Source organism: Myxococcus llanfairpwllgwyngyllgogerychwyrndrobwllllantysiliogogogochensis, from assembly GCF_006636215.1.
GTDB lineage: Bacteria > Myxococcota > Myxococcia > Myxococcales > Myxococcaceae > Myxococcus > Myxococcus llanfairpwllgwyngyllgogerychwyrndrobwllllantysiliogogogochensis.
The window spans coordinates 1-16047 of sequence record NZ_VIFM01000249.1 but is presented as its reverse complement, the minus strand read 5'-3'; the positions used below and the strand labels follow the sequence as shown (position 1 = coordinate 16047).

At 70.2% G+C, this 16047-nt stretch carries 15 protein-coding genes and 1 pseudogene; 11 read left to right on the top strand and 5 right to left on the bottom strand.

The window, feature by feature from the left end; translation table 11 throughout:
* The 3 genes and pseudogenes from FJV41_RS39065 to FJV41_RS39055 form a co-directional block, all read right to left on the bottom strand.
* Nucleotides 1-685: pseudogene (locus tag FJV41_RS39065) on the bottom strand (hypothetical protein); the annotation flags it as partial.
* A gap of 180 nt (nucleotides 686-865) precedes the next feature.
* Complete coding sequence (locus FJV41_RS39060; RefSeq protein WP_141647706.1) at nucleotides 866-1774, bottom strand: TIGR01777 family oxidoreductase; 909 nt, start codon at nucleotides 1772-1774, stop codon at nucleotides 866-868.
* Nucleotides 1771-2148, bottom strand: a complete 378-nt coding sequence (locus tag FJV41_RS39055) for a YtfJ family protein (RefSeq protein ID WP_246137697.1) — start codon at nucleotides 2146-2148, stop codon at nucleotides 1771-1773. The genes FJV41_RS39060 and FJV41_RS39055 overlap by 4 nt, the downstream gene beginning before the upstream one ends.
* A 310-nt stretch (nucleotides 2149-2458) precedes the next feature.
* Between FJV41_RS39055 and FJV41_RS39050 the strand changes: the two genes are divergently transcribed.
* From FJV41_RS39050 to FJV41_RS39000, 11 genes are all read left to right on the top strand, one after another.
* The gene (locus FJV41_RS39050) at nucleotides 2459-3544 is read left to right on the top strand and encodes a polyprenyl synthetase family protein (RefSeq protein ID WP_141647704.1); all 1086 of its coding nucleotides are present in this window, start codon (nucleotides 2459-2461) and stop codon (nucleotides 3542-3544) included.
* Nucleotides 3545-3551: 7 nt separating this feature from the next.
* Nucleotides 3552-5099: a phytoene desaturase family protein gene (locus FJV41_RS39045; protein WP_141647703.1), complete on the top strand. Its 1548-nt coding sequence runs from the start codon at nucleotides 3552-3554 to the stop codon at nucleotides 5097-5099.
* Nucleotides 5096-6112 carry a phytoene/squalene synthase family protein gene (locus FJV41_RS39040; protein WP_141647702.1) on the top strand — a complete coding sequence of 339 codons (1017 nt, stop codon included), beginning with the start codon at nucleotides 5096-5098 and terminating at the stop codon, nucleotides 6110-6112. Before FJV41_RS39045 ends, FJV41_RS39040 begins: the two co-directional genes overlap by 4 nt.
* Before the next feature lie 90 nt (nucleotides 6113-6202).
* Entirely contained in the window at nucleotides 6203-7660 is a 1458-nt protein-coding gene (locus FJV41_RS39035) for a phytoene desaturase family protein (RefSeq protein WP_141647701.1), read from the top strand.
* Nucleotides 7657-8583 (top strand): carotenoid 1,2-hydratase family protein, encoded by a 927-nt coding sequence (locus FJV41_RS39030; protein WP_141647700.1) that lies wholly within the window; start codon nucleotides 7657-7659, stop codon nucleotides 8581-8583. The genes FJV41_RS39035 and FJV41_RS39030 overlap by 4 nt, the downstream gene beginning before the upstream one ends.
* Before the next feature lie 572 nt (nucleotides 8584-9155).
* A complete protein-coding gene (locus tag FJV41_RS39025) occupies nucleotides 9156-10199 on the top strand; it encodes a glycosyltransferase (RefSeq protein ID WP_246137696.1) in 1044 nt (347 codons plus the stop codon).
* Nucleotides 10196-10582, top strand: a complete 387-nt coding sequence (locus FJV41_RS39020; protein WP_141647699.1) for a lycopene cyclase domain-containing protein — start codon at nucleotides 10196-10198, stop codon at nucleotides 10580-10582. The genes FJV41_RS39025 and FJV41_RS39020 overlap by 4 nt, the downstream gene beginning before the upstream one ends.
* Nucleotides 10579-10935 carry a lycopene cyclase domain-containing protein gene (locus FJV41_RS39015; protein ID WP_141647698.1) on the top strand — a complete coding sequence of 119 codons (357 nt, stop codon included), beginning with the start codon at nucleotides 10579-10581 and terminating at the stop codon, nucleotides 10933-10935. Before FJV41_RS39020 ends, FJV41_RS39015 begins: the two co-directional genes overlap by 4 nt.
* On the top strand, nucleotides 10932-11609 hold the full coding sequence (locus FJV41_RS39010; protein ID WP_141647697.1) for a lysophospholipid acyltransferase family protein: 678 nt from the start codon (nucleotides 10932-10934) through the stop codon (nucleotides 11607-11609). The genes FJV41_RS39015 and FJV41_RS39010 overlap by 4 nt, the downstream gene beginning before the upstream one ends.
* Nucleotides 11606-12472 (top strand): MerR family transcriptional regulator, encoded by an 867-nt coding sequence (locus tag FJV41_RS39005; RefSeq protein WP_141647696.1) that lies wholly within the window; start codon nucleotides 11606-11608, stop codon nucleotides 12470-12472. Before FJV41_RS39010 ends, FJV41_RS39005 begins: the two co-directional genes overlap by 4 nt.
* 12 nt (nucleotides 12473-12484) lie before the next feature.
* On the top strand, nucleotides 12485-13384 hold the full coding sequence (locus FJV41_RS39000) for a MerR family transcriptional regulator (protein WP_141647695.1): 900 nt from the start codon (nucleotides 12485-12487) through the stop codon (nucleotides 13382-13384).
* Here FJV41_RS39000 and FJV41_RS38995 read toward each other — a convergent pair.
* Nucleotides 13344-14423 carry a WD40/YVTN/BNR-like repeat-containing protein gene (locus FJV41_RS38995; RefSeq protein WP_141647694.1) on the bottom strand — a complete coding sequence of 360 codons (1080 nt, stop codon included), beginning with the start codon at nucleotides 14421-14423 and terminating at the stop codon, nucleotides 13344-13346. The two genes, FJV41_RS39000 and FJV41_RS38995, sit on opposite strands and share 41 nt — an antisense overlap.
* Before the next feature lie 32 nt (nucleotides 14424-14455).
* Entirely contained in the window at nucleotides 14456-15949 is a 1494-nt protein-coding gene (locus tag FJV41_RS38990; RefSeq protein ID WP_141647693.1) for an ADYC domain-containing protein, read from the bottom strand.
* Nucleotides 15950-16047 lie beyond the last annotated feature (98 nt).

Below are 16047 nucleotides of genomic sequence, written 5' to 3'. Positions count from 1 at the left end.
GGGAGCCGGTGGGAGCGTTGGCGGCGTCGGGGGCCTGCGAGGGAATGGTCGGGTCGGCGACCATCATCTTCTGCAGTTCGGGCGACACCTTCCCGTCGCTCAGCGCCTGGGCCCGCTCGGGGGAGCCTGCCTCGGTGGCCAGAATCTTCGCGGCGGTGGTGCCCGGGATGGAGCCGGCCTCGGAGTAGTGCGGCTGCTCCTTGAGGTAGCTCTTCATGTCCTCGTAGCTCTTGCCGTTGCTCGGGTCGAGCACGCGCTCACCCTGCCGCACGACGACGTGGCCCGCCTGGCCCTCGGCGCCCGTGCGCGAGTCCTTGAGGAACACCAGGTCCGAGCGGCCCTGCAGCTCCGGCGAGCTCTTGCTGACGAAGTCCGCCGCCTTGTCCAGGCAGTTGACCTTGCCGTCCTGGCTGTTCTCCGTGAACAGCGAGGTCGCCGGCGCGGAGCCCTTTCCATCCAGGTTCAGCGTGTTCTTCGCGCCCGCGGCCTCGAACGTCGACTCGTCCTTCTTGGCTTCCTGCGCCTGGCGCGCGGCCTCGGCGGCCTGACGCGCGGCCTCGGCGGCCTGGCGCGCTGCTTCCGCCGCACGGCGCGCCGCCTCTTCCGCCGCGCGTCGAGCCGCTGCCTCCGCCGCGCGTTGTGCCGCTTCGGACGAACCACCACTGCCTACTCGTTCCACAGTCATTGTCGACTCCTCGAGCCTGAAGGGGGGTGTGGGAAGGCTCAAGTCATGTTGTCTTCTGAATTCTCAGGAGTCGATGTCTGAAGTTGCGCGCGCGTCCCCTTCGGCTCGAGGATGCTTGAAACACACACACCGGGTACATGTGCGCAAGGCGTCAGGTGACGCCTCGGTACGAACAAGCGTTCATGCGAGCAGGTGTTTCAGCGCGGCCTCCAGCTCCGGGAAGCGGAAGGTGAAGCCCGACTCCCGCGCGCGCTCGGGCAGCACCCGCTGGCCCTCCAGGACGACCTTCGCCATCTCCCCCATGGCCGCCTTCACCACGAACGCGGGGATGTGCATCACCGAAGGGCGGCCCAGCGCATGTCCCAGCGCATGGGCGAAGGCCGCGTTCGTCACGGGCTCCGGGGCCGTCGCGTTCACCGGGCCGTCTTCCAGGGTCGCGTGCTCCAGCGCGAAGCGCAGCAGCGCCTGGGCGTCCTCGCGGTGAATCCAGCTCACGTACTGCCGGCCGCTGCCCACCGGTCCCCCCGCGCCCATGCGAAAGGGGGGCAGCATCTTGTGCAGCGCGCCGCCGTCCGGGTGCAGCACCACGCCCATCCGCACCACCACCGTGCCGATACCCGCCCCGCGCGCGCCCCATGCCTCCGCTTCCCAATCCACACACACGCGCGCCAGGAAGTCGTCCCCCGGCGGGCTTTGCTCCGTCAGCGGCTCCGCTTCGCGCGCGCCTCCGTAGTAGCCAATGGCCGACGTGGACACGAAGCGCTTCACCGTGCCCGCCGCCTTCATCGCCTCCACCAGCGTGCGAGTGCCCTGCACCCGGCTGTCATGGATGCGCTGCTTCGCGTCCCGGCTCCACCGCTGCGCCACCGGCTCGCCGGCCAGATGGATGACCGCGTCCGCGCCCGCCAGCGCCTCCGGAGCCAGCGCCGTCCGCCCGTCGAAGGGCGCCCCCGTCACTCCCGGAGGCAGCTTCTCCAGCGCCCGGGCCACGTCCCGCGTCAGTACATGCACGCCATGGCCCTGGCTCAACAAACCCTGGACAAGCCCCGGACCGAGAAAGCCCGTGGCGCCGGTGACGGCCACCTTCATGGCGCGGCCTCCGGGGCCTTGGGGGCCGCGGGCGTGTTGAGGTCCACCCCCACCAACTGGCTGAGCGCGGAGAAGAACGCCACCTGCTCCTCCGGTTTCATCTTCCCGGAATGCCGGTAGACCAGGGCGCCCTGGGCATCCAGGAGGAGGATGTTGGAGGTCTTCATTGGCAGGCCCCAGGGCGGCGCGCCCAGCGTCCCGTCCATATCCACCAGGATGGGCACGCCCACCTTCTTCTCCTCGTCCCGCACGTAGGACAGCGCAATCTGCCGAGCGGGAAAGAAGTCGAACTTCCTCAGATTCGCCACCGCCACCACCCAGGCGGAGCCCAAGAGATTCCGCTCCTTGCCGCGCGCGAAGAGCTCTTCCTTCATCCCCGCGTTGAGCGTCGTGGAGTCCTTGTCCTCATAAAACAGAATTACCGGTTTTCCGCGCCAACGAGAGAGGCGGACCTCATCTCCGCTGGAACTCCGTAACGTGGCGTCGAGCGGGCCGTCTGCTGGGCTGGAAGCCAACGCGCCCTGCGTGAGCAGGGCCGCCGCCAGTGTGCTTGTGATCCACATCCTCATGAGGTGACCCCCGGTGGACAAGGTTCTTACAAACCCTGTACATAGCCTTGACAAGCCCTCGACGCAAACGCTACGTCTGGGGGGCAGGAACGTCCTGAATCTGGAGGATCACCCCATGGCACTCCCGCGTCCCGCTGCGCAGCCGTTGCCGGGCGAGGTCCCCCTGGAGCAGGCGTGGCTGGGGCTGGTGCACGCGGAGGTGGAGGCGTCGCTGTCGGAGCTGTTCGAGCTGCCGGACGAGGCGGGCCTGGACGCGCGGTGGACGCGGGCGCTGGAGGAGGCGCGGCTGTACGCGCTGCGGCCCGCGAAGCGGGTGCGGCCGGCGCTGGTGATGGCGGGGCACTGTCTGGCGAAGGGCACGCCGGTGGTGCCCTCGGAGCTGTGGCGCTTCGCCGCGGGGCTGGAGCTGCTCCACACCTTCCTCCTGATTCATGACGACGTGGCGGACCGCGCGGTGCTGCGGCGCGGGAGCGCGGCGTTGCACCACCTGCTGGCGCCGGGCCGGACGGGCGAGGACCTGGCGGTGGTGGTGGGCGACCACCTCTTCGCGCGAGCGCTGGAGGCGATGCTGGAGTCGGAGCTGCCGGGCGTGGCGAAGGTCGTCCGCTACTACCTGTCGGTGTGCCGGCACACGGCGGCGGGCCAGTACCTGGACCTGTCGCTGGAGCGCGCGCCGCTGTCGGAGGTGTCGCTGTTCCAGGTGCTGCGCGTGGCCTATCTCAAGACGGCGCGCTACGGCTTCTGCGCGCCGCTGGTGTGTGGCGCGATGCTGGGCGGCGCGAGCCCCGCGCTGCTGGAGGGGTTGGAGCGCGTGGGCCGCCAGGTGGGGCTCGCCTATCAGCTCCGCGATGACCTCATCGGCCTCTTCGGTGACTCCAGCGTGGCGGGCAAGTCGTCGGATGGCGACTTCACCCAAGGCAAGCGGACCTTCCCGGTGCTCGCGGCCTTCGCGCGCGCCACGCCCGAGGGACGTGAGGAGCTGGAGGCGCTCTGGGCCCTGCCGGAGTGTGAGAAGGACACGGTGGCCCTGGCGCGTGCTCGCGCCTTGGTGGAGGCGCATGGCGGCCGTGCCGCGTGCGAGCGGATGGTGGAGCGCGCCTCTCGCGCGGCTCGCCGCACCCTCCAGTCGTTGCCCAACCCCAACGGCGTGAGGGATTTGATGGACGCCCTCATCGCGCGGCTCGCGCATCGCGCGGCCTGAGGAACACATGAGCCCGCGGACACAAGGCAGACGTGTGGTGGTGGTGGGCGCCGGTGTTGGAGGTCTGGCCGCCGCGGCGCGACTGGCGCACCAGGGCTTCGACGTCCAGGTCGTCGAGAAGACGGTGGGACCCGGAGGTCGCTGCAACCGGCTGCGGGTGGATGGCTTCTCCTGGGACATCGGTCCCACCATCGTGCTGATGCCGGAGGTGTTCGAGGAGACCTTCCGCGCGCTCGGCCGCCGAATCGAGGACTACCTGACGTTGCTCAAGTGCGACCCGAACTACCGGGTGCACTTCCGGGATGGCTCGGACGTGACGTTCACCTCCGAGCTGTGCGCCATGGGGCGCGAGCTGGAGCGGGTGGAGCCCGGCAGCTACGCGCGCTACCTCGCCTTCCTGGCGCAGGGGCGTGTCCAGTACCGCACCAGCCTGGACCATCTGGTGGGCCGCAACTACGCGGGCATCACCGACTACCTGTCCCCGCGCGTGCTGGCCCGCATCTTCCAGGTGCGTGCCCACCGGCGCATGTACCCGGACGTCAGCCGTTTCTTCCGCGATGACCGGCTGCGCGCGGCGATGACGTTCCAGACGATGTACCTGGGCGTGTCGCCCTTCGAGTCGCCCGCCGTCTACGGCCTGCTGCCCTTCACCGAGCTGGGCGTGGGCATCTGGTTTCCCAAGGGCGGGCTGTACGCCATTCCGCAGGCGCTGGAGCGGGTGGCCATCGAGGAGGGCGTGCGCTTCCATTACGGCACGCCGGTGGAGCGCATCCTCACGGAGCAGGGCCGCACCACCGGAGTCCGACTGGAGGGCGGCGAGGTGCTGGAGGCGGATGCGGTGCTGTGCAACGCGGACCTGCCCTACGCGTACGAGAAGCTGCTGGACCCCCAGGCCACCACGCTCAAGCGCCGCGAGTCGCTGCGCTACACCTCCAGCGGCTACATGCTCTACCTGGGCATGCGCCGGAAAATCCCGGGGCTGTTGCATCACAATGTCATCTTCGGCCGCGACTACCGGGGCTCGTTCGAGGACATCTTCAAGCGCTTCCGCGTGCCGGAGGACCCGAGCTTCTACGTGAATGCGCCCACGCGCACGGACGCGTCGCTGGCGCCCGAGGGCAAGGACTCGCTCTACGTGCTGGTGCCCGTGCCGCACCAGCACCCGTCGCTGGACTGGAAGACGGAGGGGCCGGCGCTGCGCGCCAAGGTCTTCGCGCGCCTGGCGGAGCTGGGCTTCCCGCGCCTGGAGTCGGACATCGAGGTGGAGCGCGCCTTCACGCCGGACGACTGGGCGGGGACCTTCAACCTGGCGCGAGGCAGTGCCTTCGGCCTGGCGCAGAACTTCCTCCAGATTGGTCCGTTCCGTCCGGCCAACCAGGACGCGAAGGTGAAGAACCTCTTCTTCGTCGGGGCCTCCACGCAGCCGGGCACGGGGCTGCCCACGGTGCTCATCTCCGCGCGGCTCGTCGCCGAGCGACTGGGAGACTGGGCGCGACAGCAGGGCGTGAAGCTGGCGCCGCGCGCGGCCCCGGTGAAGGTGGCGGAGGCGGCATGAGCGTGTCCGACGAAAGGGCGCTGGTGCGCCGGGGGTACTGGCTGGCCCGGCGGGTGACGCGTCACCACGCCAAGAGCTTCTTCTTCGCCTCCTATCTGTTGTTCGGCCAGCGTCGGAAAGCGGCGTTCGCGCTGTATGCGTTCTGCCGACGGCTGGATGACCTGGTGGATGAGGCCGGCTCCGGGATGGAGGAGTTGTCCGTGCGACTGGGGCGGGCGCGGCGCATGGTGGCGGAGCTGTATGTGCCCATGCCGGAGCTGGCGTCGCGGGAGCTGGGGCCGCCGGGTGGGCGGTTGGAGGGCGTGGCGGCGCGCTCGCCGTGGGACGCGGGAGAGTTCGCCGCGCTGGCGCATACGGTGCGCCACTACCGGATTCCGGAGCAGCCCTTCCAGGACCTCATCTCCGGCATGGAGATGGACCTGACGAAGCACCGCTACGACACCTGGGAGGAATTGGACCTCTACTGCTACCGCGTGGCGGGCGTGGTGGGGCTGATGCTGACGCCGGTGCTGGGGTGCTCGGACGAGGGCGCGCTGCAGCCGGCGGCGGACCTGGGCCGGGGCATGCAGCTCACCAACATCCTGCGCGACGTGCGCGAGGACCTGGAGCGGGGGCGGGTGTATCTGCCCTCCCAGGAGCTGGCGTCCTTCGGGTTGTCGGAGGACGACTTGCGGCAGGGGAAGGTGGACGCGCGGTGGCGTGACTTCATGCGCTTCCAGGTGGAGCGCGCGCGGACGTACTACGCGCGCGCGGCGCAGGGCGTGCCGTCGCTCACGGGCTTTGGCAGTCAGCGGATGGTGCGGCTGATGGGCGCCATCTACGGCGACATCCTCCGTGACATCGAGGCGCGCGACTACGACGTGTTCAGCGCGCGGGCGTATGTGACGACGCGCCGCAAGCTGTCGCTGGCCGCCGCGGCCTTCCTCCGACCCAAGTCCGTGTTGCCCTCGCTTCCGGGCGAGCCGCGAGTGCCACTGCTGCCGAGCGAAGTGGGGGGACAACGCCATGGGTGATGCGTGTGCGAAGGCCGGCTCGAGGTCGCTTGAGCGCGAGTGCGCGAGCGTCCTCCATGACACCGAGGTGGCGTGGCGAAGGCGGGGGCCATGAGCACGACGCGTGTCGCGGTGGTCGGCGGAGGCATTGGGGGCCTCACCGCCGCGGGGCTGCTGGCGAAGGAAGGCCACGCGGTGACGCTCTTCGAGGGCGGGGCCTCGCTGGGTGGCAAGGCGCAGGCCGTCACCGTGGACGGCGTGACGCTGGACACAGGTCCCACGCTGCTGACGTTGCCGGACCTGGTGCGTGGGACGTTCGAGCAACTGGGCGCGCTCGACCTGATGCCACCCCTCACTGAACTGGAGCCGCAGTGCTCCTACCGCTTCGGGGATGGGTGCGCCTTCACCGCGTACAAGGATTTGGACCGCACCGCGGACAGCGCCGCCGACGTGAAGCCGGTGGAGCGCAGGGGCATCCGCGGCTTCTACGCGGAGGCCGCCGCCATCTGGGGCGCGGCGGGTGAGCCGTACCTGGAGGCGCCCTTCGAGGGCATGGCCGGGTTCATGGGGCGGGTGGCTCGCCGGGGGATTGGCGCGGTGATGGCGGGCATGCAGCTGTCGTCCCTGCACGGGCTGGCGGTGAAGCACCTGCGCACCGACCACCTCCAGCAGTACGTGGGTCGCTTCGCCACCTACGCGGGCGCGTCTCCCTACGAGGCGAGCGCGGCCTTCGCGCTGATTCCGCACATCGAGCGCGCGTACGGCGTCCACCATGCGCGGGGCGGCGTGGGCGCGCTGGTGAACGCGTTGGGACAGGCGGTGCGCAGGCTCGGCGTCACGGTGCATCTCCAGACGCGCGCCCGCTTCGCGCACACGCGCGATGGCTACCGCGTGGGCCCTGGTGAGGACGCCGCGTGCTTCGACAGCGTGGTGGTGAACGCGGACCCGATGGAGTCCCTGAGTCGTGGAGAGGAGCCGTTGGCGCTCTCCGGCTTCGTGTTGTTGCTGGAGGTGGAGGGGCGCCCCGCGCTGCCACATCACGCGGTGCTCTTCGGGAGGGACTACCGGCGCGAGTTCGACGAGCTGTTCAGCGGGCAGCTCGCGTCGGACCCGACGGTGTACTTCTGCAACCCGTCCGCCACGGATGCCACCATGGCGCCTCCGGGGCGCACGGGCCTGTTCGTCATGGTGAACGCGCCGCCCTTGCCCGTGGATGCCGCGGAGGCGGACGTCGCGACGCGTGCCTGGGAGCTTCAGGCCGAGCAGGTGAAGGCGCAGATGTTCGAGAAGCTCGTCGCGCACTTCCCGGAGCTGAAGGGTCGCGTGCGAGTCATCGGCCAGCGCTCGCCGGTGGACCTGGCCGCGCAGGGGGCGCCGGGTGGCTCCATCTACGGCTTCCTGCCGCACGGCAAGCTGGGGCCGTTTCGTCGTCCGCGCATCCGGGGCAACACGCCGGGCCTGTTCTTCGCGGGAGGAGGCACGCACCCGGGTGGAGGCGTGCCCCTGGTGATGCTGTCCGGCCGTTTCGCCGCGGAGATGGCCTCCGTGCACCTGCGGAGGGGCGAATGAACACCTTGCGAGACATACCCACGCTGCCCATCGAGGCGGGTGCCTATCGCTGGTTCTACGCGGACGTGACGGCGGGGCCCTACAGCGCGGTGTGTATCTTCATGCTGGGCTCGTTGTTCTCCCCGCGTTATTCGGTGGCGGCGCGACGGGGCGGCCGGCCGATGGAGCACAGCGCGGTGAACTTCGCGCTGTACCACGAGGGTGTGCGCCGCCTGTGGGTGTTGAGCGAGTACTCTCGCGCGGAGGTGGAGTCGGCGGGGCGGTTGCGGATTGGACGCTCGACGCTGACGTATGGAGAGGGCGGAACGGTGCGCATGGATGTGGAGGACTGGACGGCGCCCTGGGGTCGGCCCGTGAGTGCGCGCCTCACCCTGGAGCCGCTGACGCCGGTGGGCGAGGTGGTGCGGTTGATGCCGGAGCTTCCGCACTACTGGCAGGCCCTGGCGCCTCGAGCGCGTGCGCGACTGGAGGTGTCGTCGCTCGGCGTGAAGGCGGAGGGGCTGGGCTACCACGACACGAACCACGGCGAGGAGTTGCTGGGCGAGCGGCTCGCGGGCTGGCACTGGGCGCGCACGCATCGCGGGGATGCGACGACGGTGGTGGACTACCACCTGCCGGATGGTGTGGCGCCGCTGCGGATGACGGCGTGCGAGCAGAGCGTGCGTTGTGAGCGGGGGCCGGGGCCGCAGACGCGTCCCACCGTCATCACGGGCTGGGGCCTGCGCGTGCCCACGCGTTTGCAGACGGGCAATGTGGAGGTGGGTGAGGCACGGCTTCTGGAGTCCTCGCCGTTCTATGCGCGACTGGAGGCTCGCAAGGGCGCGCTGGACTGCATGGGTGAGGTGGCGGACTTCCGCCGCTTCCACTCGCCCTTCATCCGCTGGATGGCGCACTTCCGTACGCGGCTGGGGACGGCGGCATGAACGCGCCTGTCCTCCTGTGTCTGGGCTGGGCCGTGCTCGCGACGGGCTTCAGCGGAGTCGCGCTTGCGCGTCTGCTGCGCGTGCGCCGAGGCGGCTCGTTCACGGGGGTACGGTCAGCGCAGGGGCTCCGCGGTTCGATGGAGACGTCCACGCTTCGGAGCACGGAGCAGTCCGCAGCGGTCCTGTGTGCTCAGCCCGCGGGGAGTCGCCTGCATTCAGAGGACGTGCTCGCGCCTCGGGATGAGGAACCGCCCACCGAGGACCTGCGCCCTCAGCTTGCGCAGCATCACCTTCGTCTTGAAGAAGCGCTCGCGCCTCGGGGCGAGGAATCCCCCACCGACGCACTGTGGCCTCAGTCAACGCAGAGTCTCCTTCGTCCAGAGGATGCGCTCGCGCCTCGGAAGGAGGAGTCGCCCACTGAAGACCTGCGGTCTCAGTCAGCACAGAGTCACCTTCGTCCTGAAGAGGCGCTCGCGCCCCGGAGCCAGGACCTGCCCGTCGAGTCCGTGCGGTCTCAACCAGCACAGAGTCTCCTTCGTCCTGAAGAGGCGCTCACGCTTCGGAGCCAGGAGGTGCCTGTCGAGTCCCCGCGCACTCCTCCTTCGGTGCTGCTCCTGCGCCCGGTCGATGCGCCTACGCCTCGAGAGCTGGAGAACCTGGCGCTGCCCATCGAGTACGCAGGCGCTCTGGAGCAGGTGGTTGTGTCCCCCTATCGGCCTCGGCTCGCGCCCGGCGTGCGCTGGCTACCGAGCGACCCGCTCACCCCCAACCGCAAGGTGGGCCATCTTCTCTATGCGTTGGAGACGCTCCCCACCGAGGGCCGCGTGGTCCTCTCCATCGATGCCGATGTCGCGGTGACCGGCACGCTGGTGGAGGGACTCGTGTCTCCTCTGGTCCGAGGTGCCGCGCTGAGCACCGCCGCCCCCACACCCGTGGACGTGCGTGACGGAGCCGGCCGCGCCATGGCCGGATTGCTGCGCTACACGCACCACAGCTTCCTCGCGCTGCACGCGATGAGCGCGGGCGCGAAGGCCGTGTGTGGCAAGGCCCTGGGCCTGTCCCCCGAAGCCATGGAATCGCTCAAGTCCCTGGCCGACCACATCGGCGAGGACCTGGAGCTGTCGAAGCGCCTTCACGCACGCGGCCTGGACGTCGCGCTGAGCGACGCGCCCGCGGTGGTTCCCCTGGGCGACATCGGCGCTTGGGAAGTCCCACTGTCCCGCTTCACCCGCTGGATGCGCGTGCTGGCCAGTCACCGCCCCGCGCTGTACCCCACGGTGCCGCTGCTGTTCACTCCCACCGTGCCACTGGTGTTGCTGGCGGCGCTTCTGGGCTCGCCCGTGCTGTCGCTCGCGGTGGTGTCGCTCGTGGGTGTGCGCGCGCTGCTGGCGCTCCGACTCGCGGTGCTCGGTGCGCCTCGCGCGGCGGGTGTTCGCGACGCGAGCCTGGGACATGCGCTGACGGACTGGCTCCTGGGTGAGATGTTGTTGCTGACGGCCTTCGTCATCTCCCTGGGTCGCCAGGGGATGGTGACCTGGCGGGGGCGCACGTACGCGCTGCTGCCGGGAGGCCGCATGGTCCGGGTGTCGCCGGAGCTGACGGGAGGACCTGGATGACCTACGCGCGTTTCCTCGGGCTGTTCGTCGTACTGCCCATCTTCTTCCTGCTGTGGCGCTACCGCCGCACCTTCACGGCCCGAAGCCTGGCGCCCATGGGCCTGCTGCTCGTGGTCGTCTACGCGGCGACGTCCCCCTGGGACAACCTGGCGGTGAAGTGGGGCCTGTGGGGCTTCGATGAGACCCGCATCTGGGGCATCAAGCTGGGCTACCTGCCACTGGAGGAGTACCTGTTCTTCGGCCTCCAGACGCTGCTGGTGGGACTGTGGGCCCGGGCCCGGCTCGCCCGCGCGCTGGCTCGGCCCGTGACGACACCGGCGTCGGCTGCGGAGTCCACGGTCTCCTCCGAGCGAGCCCTGTCCCCGAGCGAGGTGTCCTCATGATGGATTCTCGCTGGGCCTACCTCATCCACCTGGTTGGCTGGACGCTGCCGCTCATCGTGTTCCAGACGGTGGTGCTGGTGCGCCACTACAAGGAACGCTCCGGCGCGGTGCTGCGCGCGGTGCTGCCGCCCGCGTTCATCATCGGCATCTATCTGGCGGTGGCGGACCACCTGGCCATCTCCACGGGCATCTGGAACTTCGGCGAGGGCCTGCACCTGGGCATCTACGTGGGGCTCGTTCCCCTGGAGGAAGTGCTGTTCTTCCTGCTGACCAGCGTGCTCGTGTCGCTGGGCCTGGCCCTCTTCACGGGGCTGGTGGAGCTCTTGACGAAGAAGGAGGCCGGGGCGTCGTGATTCCCGCCGCCAAGGGAGGCCCCTTCGGGTGGGCGCTGGACGCGTACATCGGGTGGAAGTTCCGCTCGGCGTTCCGGGGCATGTGGGTGCGCGGTGAGCTGCCCGCCGCCGGCCCGGGGAGGCTGGTGTACCTGAACCACGCCAACTGGTGGGACGGCTTCATGCTGCACCAGCTCTCCCGGGTGGCGGGATGGGACGCCTATTGCCTGATGGACGAAGAGAACCTGCGCCGCTACCCCTTCCTGGCGCGCATCGGCGCGTTCAGCATCCGCCGCAAGGACGCGGTGTCGTCGGTGGAGTCGCTGCGCTACGCGAAGGACCTCCTGAAGCGTCCGCGCGCGGCGCTGTATGTTTTTCCCGAAGGCGAGCACCGTCCCTTTGGCGAGCTGCCGCTGCGGCTGGAGCGCGGCGTGGAGTTGCTGGCGCGCGTGGCCAAGGTGGAGTGCGTGCCCATTGGCGTGCGCTACGCCTTCTTCGAACACGAGCGCCCGGACGTGCTGCTGGAGGTGGGCACGCCGCATCCGCCCGGCTCGCTGGCTGTCTTCCAGCAGGGCCTGGAGTCGGTGGTGCGAAAGCTGGCGGCGGTGACGACGCTGGAGGGCTTCACGCGCAAGGTGTCGGGCGCGCGGGGCGTGGCGGAGAAGTGGGATGCGGCCCGGGGAGTGGGGCCATGATGTTGCGCATCCGCACCATCGCCCGGCTGACGGGCATCCGCGAAGCGACGCTGCGCGCATGGGAGCGGCGCTACGGCTTCCCGCGTCCGATGCGCTCGGAGGGCAACAACTACCGCGTGTACTCGCGCGAGGAAGTGGAGGCCATCCGCCGCGTGGCGCGCCTCATCGAACTGGACGGTCTGGCGGTGAGCGAGGCCATTGCCCAGGTGGTCGCCTCCCCCGTGAAGACGATGCCCCGTGCGGAGCGGCACCAGGAGCGCTTCTGGGCCGCCGTCATGCTGCTGGACGGGGACGAGGTCTCGCGCGTGCTGGACGAGGCGCAGGAGGCGATGGACGTGGACACCTACTGCGACGGCTTCCTGATGCCGCTCCTGCGGGAGATGAGCGCGCGGCTGGATGTCGCCCGCGAGCACCTGGCGTCCGGGTACGTCCGCCAGCGGCTGCGGCAGGTGCTGTCGAGCCTGGAGAGCACGGCGAACGGGCCCCGCGCGCTGCTGGCGTGCCTGGCGGGGGACTTCCATGAAGGGGGCCTGCTGGGCCTGGGGGTGCAGCTCAAGCGCAAGGGGTGGCGGGTGACGATGCTGGGGGCGGATACCCCGGCTGACGCGCTGCGTGCCGCGTGCGAGCAGCTCCACCCGGACATGGTGGCGCTGTCCTTCGTGCAGCGGCGCGAAACGGACGAATTCGCGACGCTGTTGTCGGATGCGCTGCGAGCCTGCGCCCCCTCTCCGGTCGTGGTAGGAGGGCCCGGCGCGCGCGAGCACCTGAAAACCACCTTCACGCTGGGTGCGCAGTACGCGGAGTCCTCGCAGGAGCTGATTGCCCTCTGGAGCCAGGTGCGAACCGCGCAAAGTCGCCCCTGACCCGTATCGCCCATGGCCGAGCGCACCTACCGAATCCACGTCGCCGCGGAGCTGTCAGGGGTTCGGGTGGAGCTCATCCGGGCCTGGGAACGGCGGTATGGCGTGCTCCAGCCCTTGCGCACGCCCGCGGGCTACCGCGTCTACACCGAGCGGGACGTCGCGCTGCTCAAGCGGCTGAAGAAGCTGACGGACGAGGGCGTGGCCATCAGCGAGGCGGCGAAGCTGCTGCCTCAACTGCTCGAGGAGCTGGACGCCGCGCCCACCGCCACCGAAGACGTCCAGGGCTCCAGCACGGGCCTGGAGTTCTGGCGTGACGCCGCGCTGCTCGCCGCGGAGGCGTATGACCAGGGCGGCGTGTCGGCGGTGGTGGACGAGGTGCTGTCCGCGCTGCCCCCGCTCAAGGCGTTCGAGGGCGTGCTGGCGCCGCTCCAGCGTGAGGTGGGCGAGCGCTGGCACACGGGCGAGCTGTCCGTGGCGCAGGAGCACCTGGTGACGCAGGTGGTGCGCGCCCGGCTGGTGAGCCTGCTGCACGGAGCGCCGGACAGCGGGCGGCGCCACGCGGTGCTGGCGTGCTTCCCGGACGAGGAGCACGAGCTGGGGCTCCTGGGCGTGGCGCTGCGCCTGCGCCACGCGGGCTTCCGGGTGACGCTGCTGGGACAGCGGGTGCCCGCGCTGGATTTGGGGCGGGCAGTGGCGTCGCTGAAGCCGGAGATGGTGGGGCTGTCCGCCATCACCAATCACGGCGTGGAGGTGTTCCGCGACACGCTCTCCCAGCTCATCCGGGCGCTGCCGGACGGCGTGCCCGTCTGGGTGGGCGGCGCGGCGGCGGTGGCCCACTCGGACACCGTCGTCCGACTGGGCGCGCGCCTGTTCAGCGACGAGGACGACTGGGTGAAGGTGCTGAAGGAGTAGGCAGCGGCGCACGCACGCGCTGGAGCATCGCGATGATTCCCGCGTCTCCGACGGCCCACACGCGCTTGCCGGTGAGCGACGCGGACACGGCATGGAAGCCCGTGGACCCCAGCGACTGCCAGCTCCGCGCGCCATCCGCGGACATCTCCGAGCCAGAGGGCCCGACGGTGACGAGCGTGGGCCCTGGCGCGCCGTGGACCTGCGCGACGCAGGAGCGGTAGCCCGCGGGCCTTGCTCCCCCGGGCACGCTCCACGTCTTGCCGCCGTCTCGCGTGAGGGCCAGGTTGCCCTTGGCGTCCGTGGGGAGCTTGTGGTTGCCGCCCACGGCGATGCCGTCGCGCTCGCTCCAGAAGACGAGCGAGAACACGCCGCCGCCCTCTCCCGTGGCCAGGGGCGTGGTCGCGACACTCCACGACTTGCCTCCGTCCGATGTGCGGAGCACGCGCGCCGCCGCGCCCCCCAGGCCGAACCACGCCTGCTTCGGTGCTCGCACGGCGATGCTGGTGCCGCTGGCCGCGAAGCCCGCCTCGCCGGGGAGCGCCGGAGGAAACGCCTGGGCGGGCAGGGGCGTCCAGGTGGCTCCGCCGTCCGAGGTCGCGACCACGAGGAAGTGGCCCTCCACCGGGTCGCTGAAAGCGAGGCCATGCTTCTCATCCCAGAACGCCATGCCGTCGAAGAACGCGCCCGGCGTCGGGTTGGTGAACTGGAGCGTCCAGTGCTCGCCGCCGTCCACCGTCTTGTAGATGCGGGACTTGTCACCCTCGCCGATGGAGAGCAGGTACGCGGTGGTGTCGCTGAAGGCATCCACGTCCCGGAAGTCGAGCGTCTCCGCGCCGGGCACGGTGCCCGCCTTCCACGTCTGACCTCCGTCCGTCGTCCGGACGAAGGTCCCCTTGTCTCCGCTGGCCCAGGCCACGCGTCCGTCGACGGCGCTGACGCCTCGCAGGCGCACGGTGGTGTGGCTGTCCTGGGTCACCCACTTCATCTCCGCGCTCCCCAGTGACAGCAGCGCTGTCAGCCAGATGGCTCCCGTCATCATGCCGCGTCCTCCTCGCGGCCCGGGAGGCTAGCTCAGGGCTGGGGATTGGCGAGCTGCTCGTTGGCCAGGGATTTGTTGAAGACGAGGCTCTTGAAGAGCTGCTTTGCCTCCTCGGCGTTGTCGCAGATGGGCGAGCACTTGTATGCGCCCGCGACGTTGTGCGGGTCCCTGCAGTCGTTGATGACGTGGCCGTTCGAGTCCTCGATGGGCGGCTGGAGCGTCACGCAGCCGGCTTGCAGGTGCTTCCATCGCCAGTGGCTCAGACACGCCGGGCCGCCCGTGTCCCAACCCGCCTCGAACTGCATGCCCGACGGGCCCGAGCCCTCCGTGGGCGGGGCGATGATGTTCGGCGTCAGCGCGTCCCACGGCTGGATGAGGGTGCCGTCCTGGGTGAAGGACGTGCCGCTCCCGCAGTAGTCGGCGCGGGCCATCCGGGTGCAGGCCCAGTGGGTCCTCGTCACCGCGCCGGGGTTCGCGCCATCCAGCCACGGCTTGTAGCCCCAGCGGTAGCACTTGGCGAGCACGCCCGGGTCGCACGCGAGCGTGAAGGCGTGGGTGCTCTCCTCGCGCTCACCCGCCTTCGAGAAGAGGCCCTCCAGGGGAAGCGTCCACGCCCAGCCCACGGCGGGGTCCGCGCCCGTCTGGCACAGGTCGATGGGCGACCCGCTGGTGGGCCTTATCTGCAGGCGATAGAGGAAGGTGTCGCCGGTGGCGTCCCAGATGCCGGGGGACTCGGGGATGGTGACGTTGGCCGCGTTGGTCGCGTCCTTGACTTCCAGGACGGTGCCGTAGCCGGACGGCGACGAGCTCAGCATCCGCGCGCCGATGAGCTGCTCACCCCGCAGGTCCTTCACCGTCACCGGGAAGCGGCCGGCGGTGGAGCGCAGCGTCACGCTCGCGCTCTGCGTCGTCGTATAGGGGCCCGTCAACACGGTGAAGATGCCGCTCTTGGGGCAGGTGAACTTCACGGCGGGACAGCTGGACGTGCTGCACTGAAGGTCGGGCCCCGCCGTCCCCACGCCCGAGCCCAGGTAACCCGTGCGCTCGAACTCGCAGGGGCTCTCTCCCGAGCAGACGCGCAGGATGGGGCGGCCCGTGCAGCTCCCCGGTGCTCCCGAGCATTCGCCGCTGGAGAGGGTGACCAGCGTGTTCGGTGAGCAGGTGCCCTGGCCCTCCACGGAGAAGCCACAGGTTCGCTCGGGCCCCGTTCCACGCAGGAGGCACGGGGTGAGGCTGGGCGTGGGGCCCGTCACCGACAGGTTGATTCGGGCGACCAGCTCACCCTTGTAGATGCGCAGCGTCGCCGCGCGGCGGACGCCGTCGTGCAGCACGGACGCTCCCGTGTAGGCGGCGGAGGGGATGTGCGAACCGTGGAGCTGCGTGCCCTGGGAATGGGAGTCGTCGTTTCCAGCGGAGAAGGCCTGGGACTCCAGGGGAGGCGTCGCGTCCTCGGGGGCCAGCGGCCCGCATGCGGCGAGGAGACAGAGACAGAAACTGGGTAACAACAGTCGCGAGATGGCGCTCATGTGAGGGACCTCGGTTTCGTTCAAGGCAGACCCAGGTCCCTAGAGCATGTCGTATGCCACGGACACGTCCGCGCACACCTTGGGGGGAGGGTGGGCGG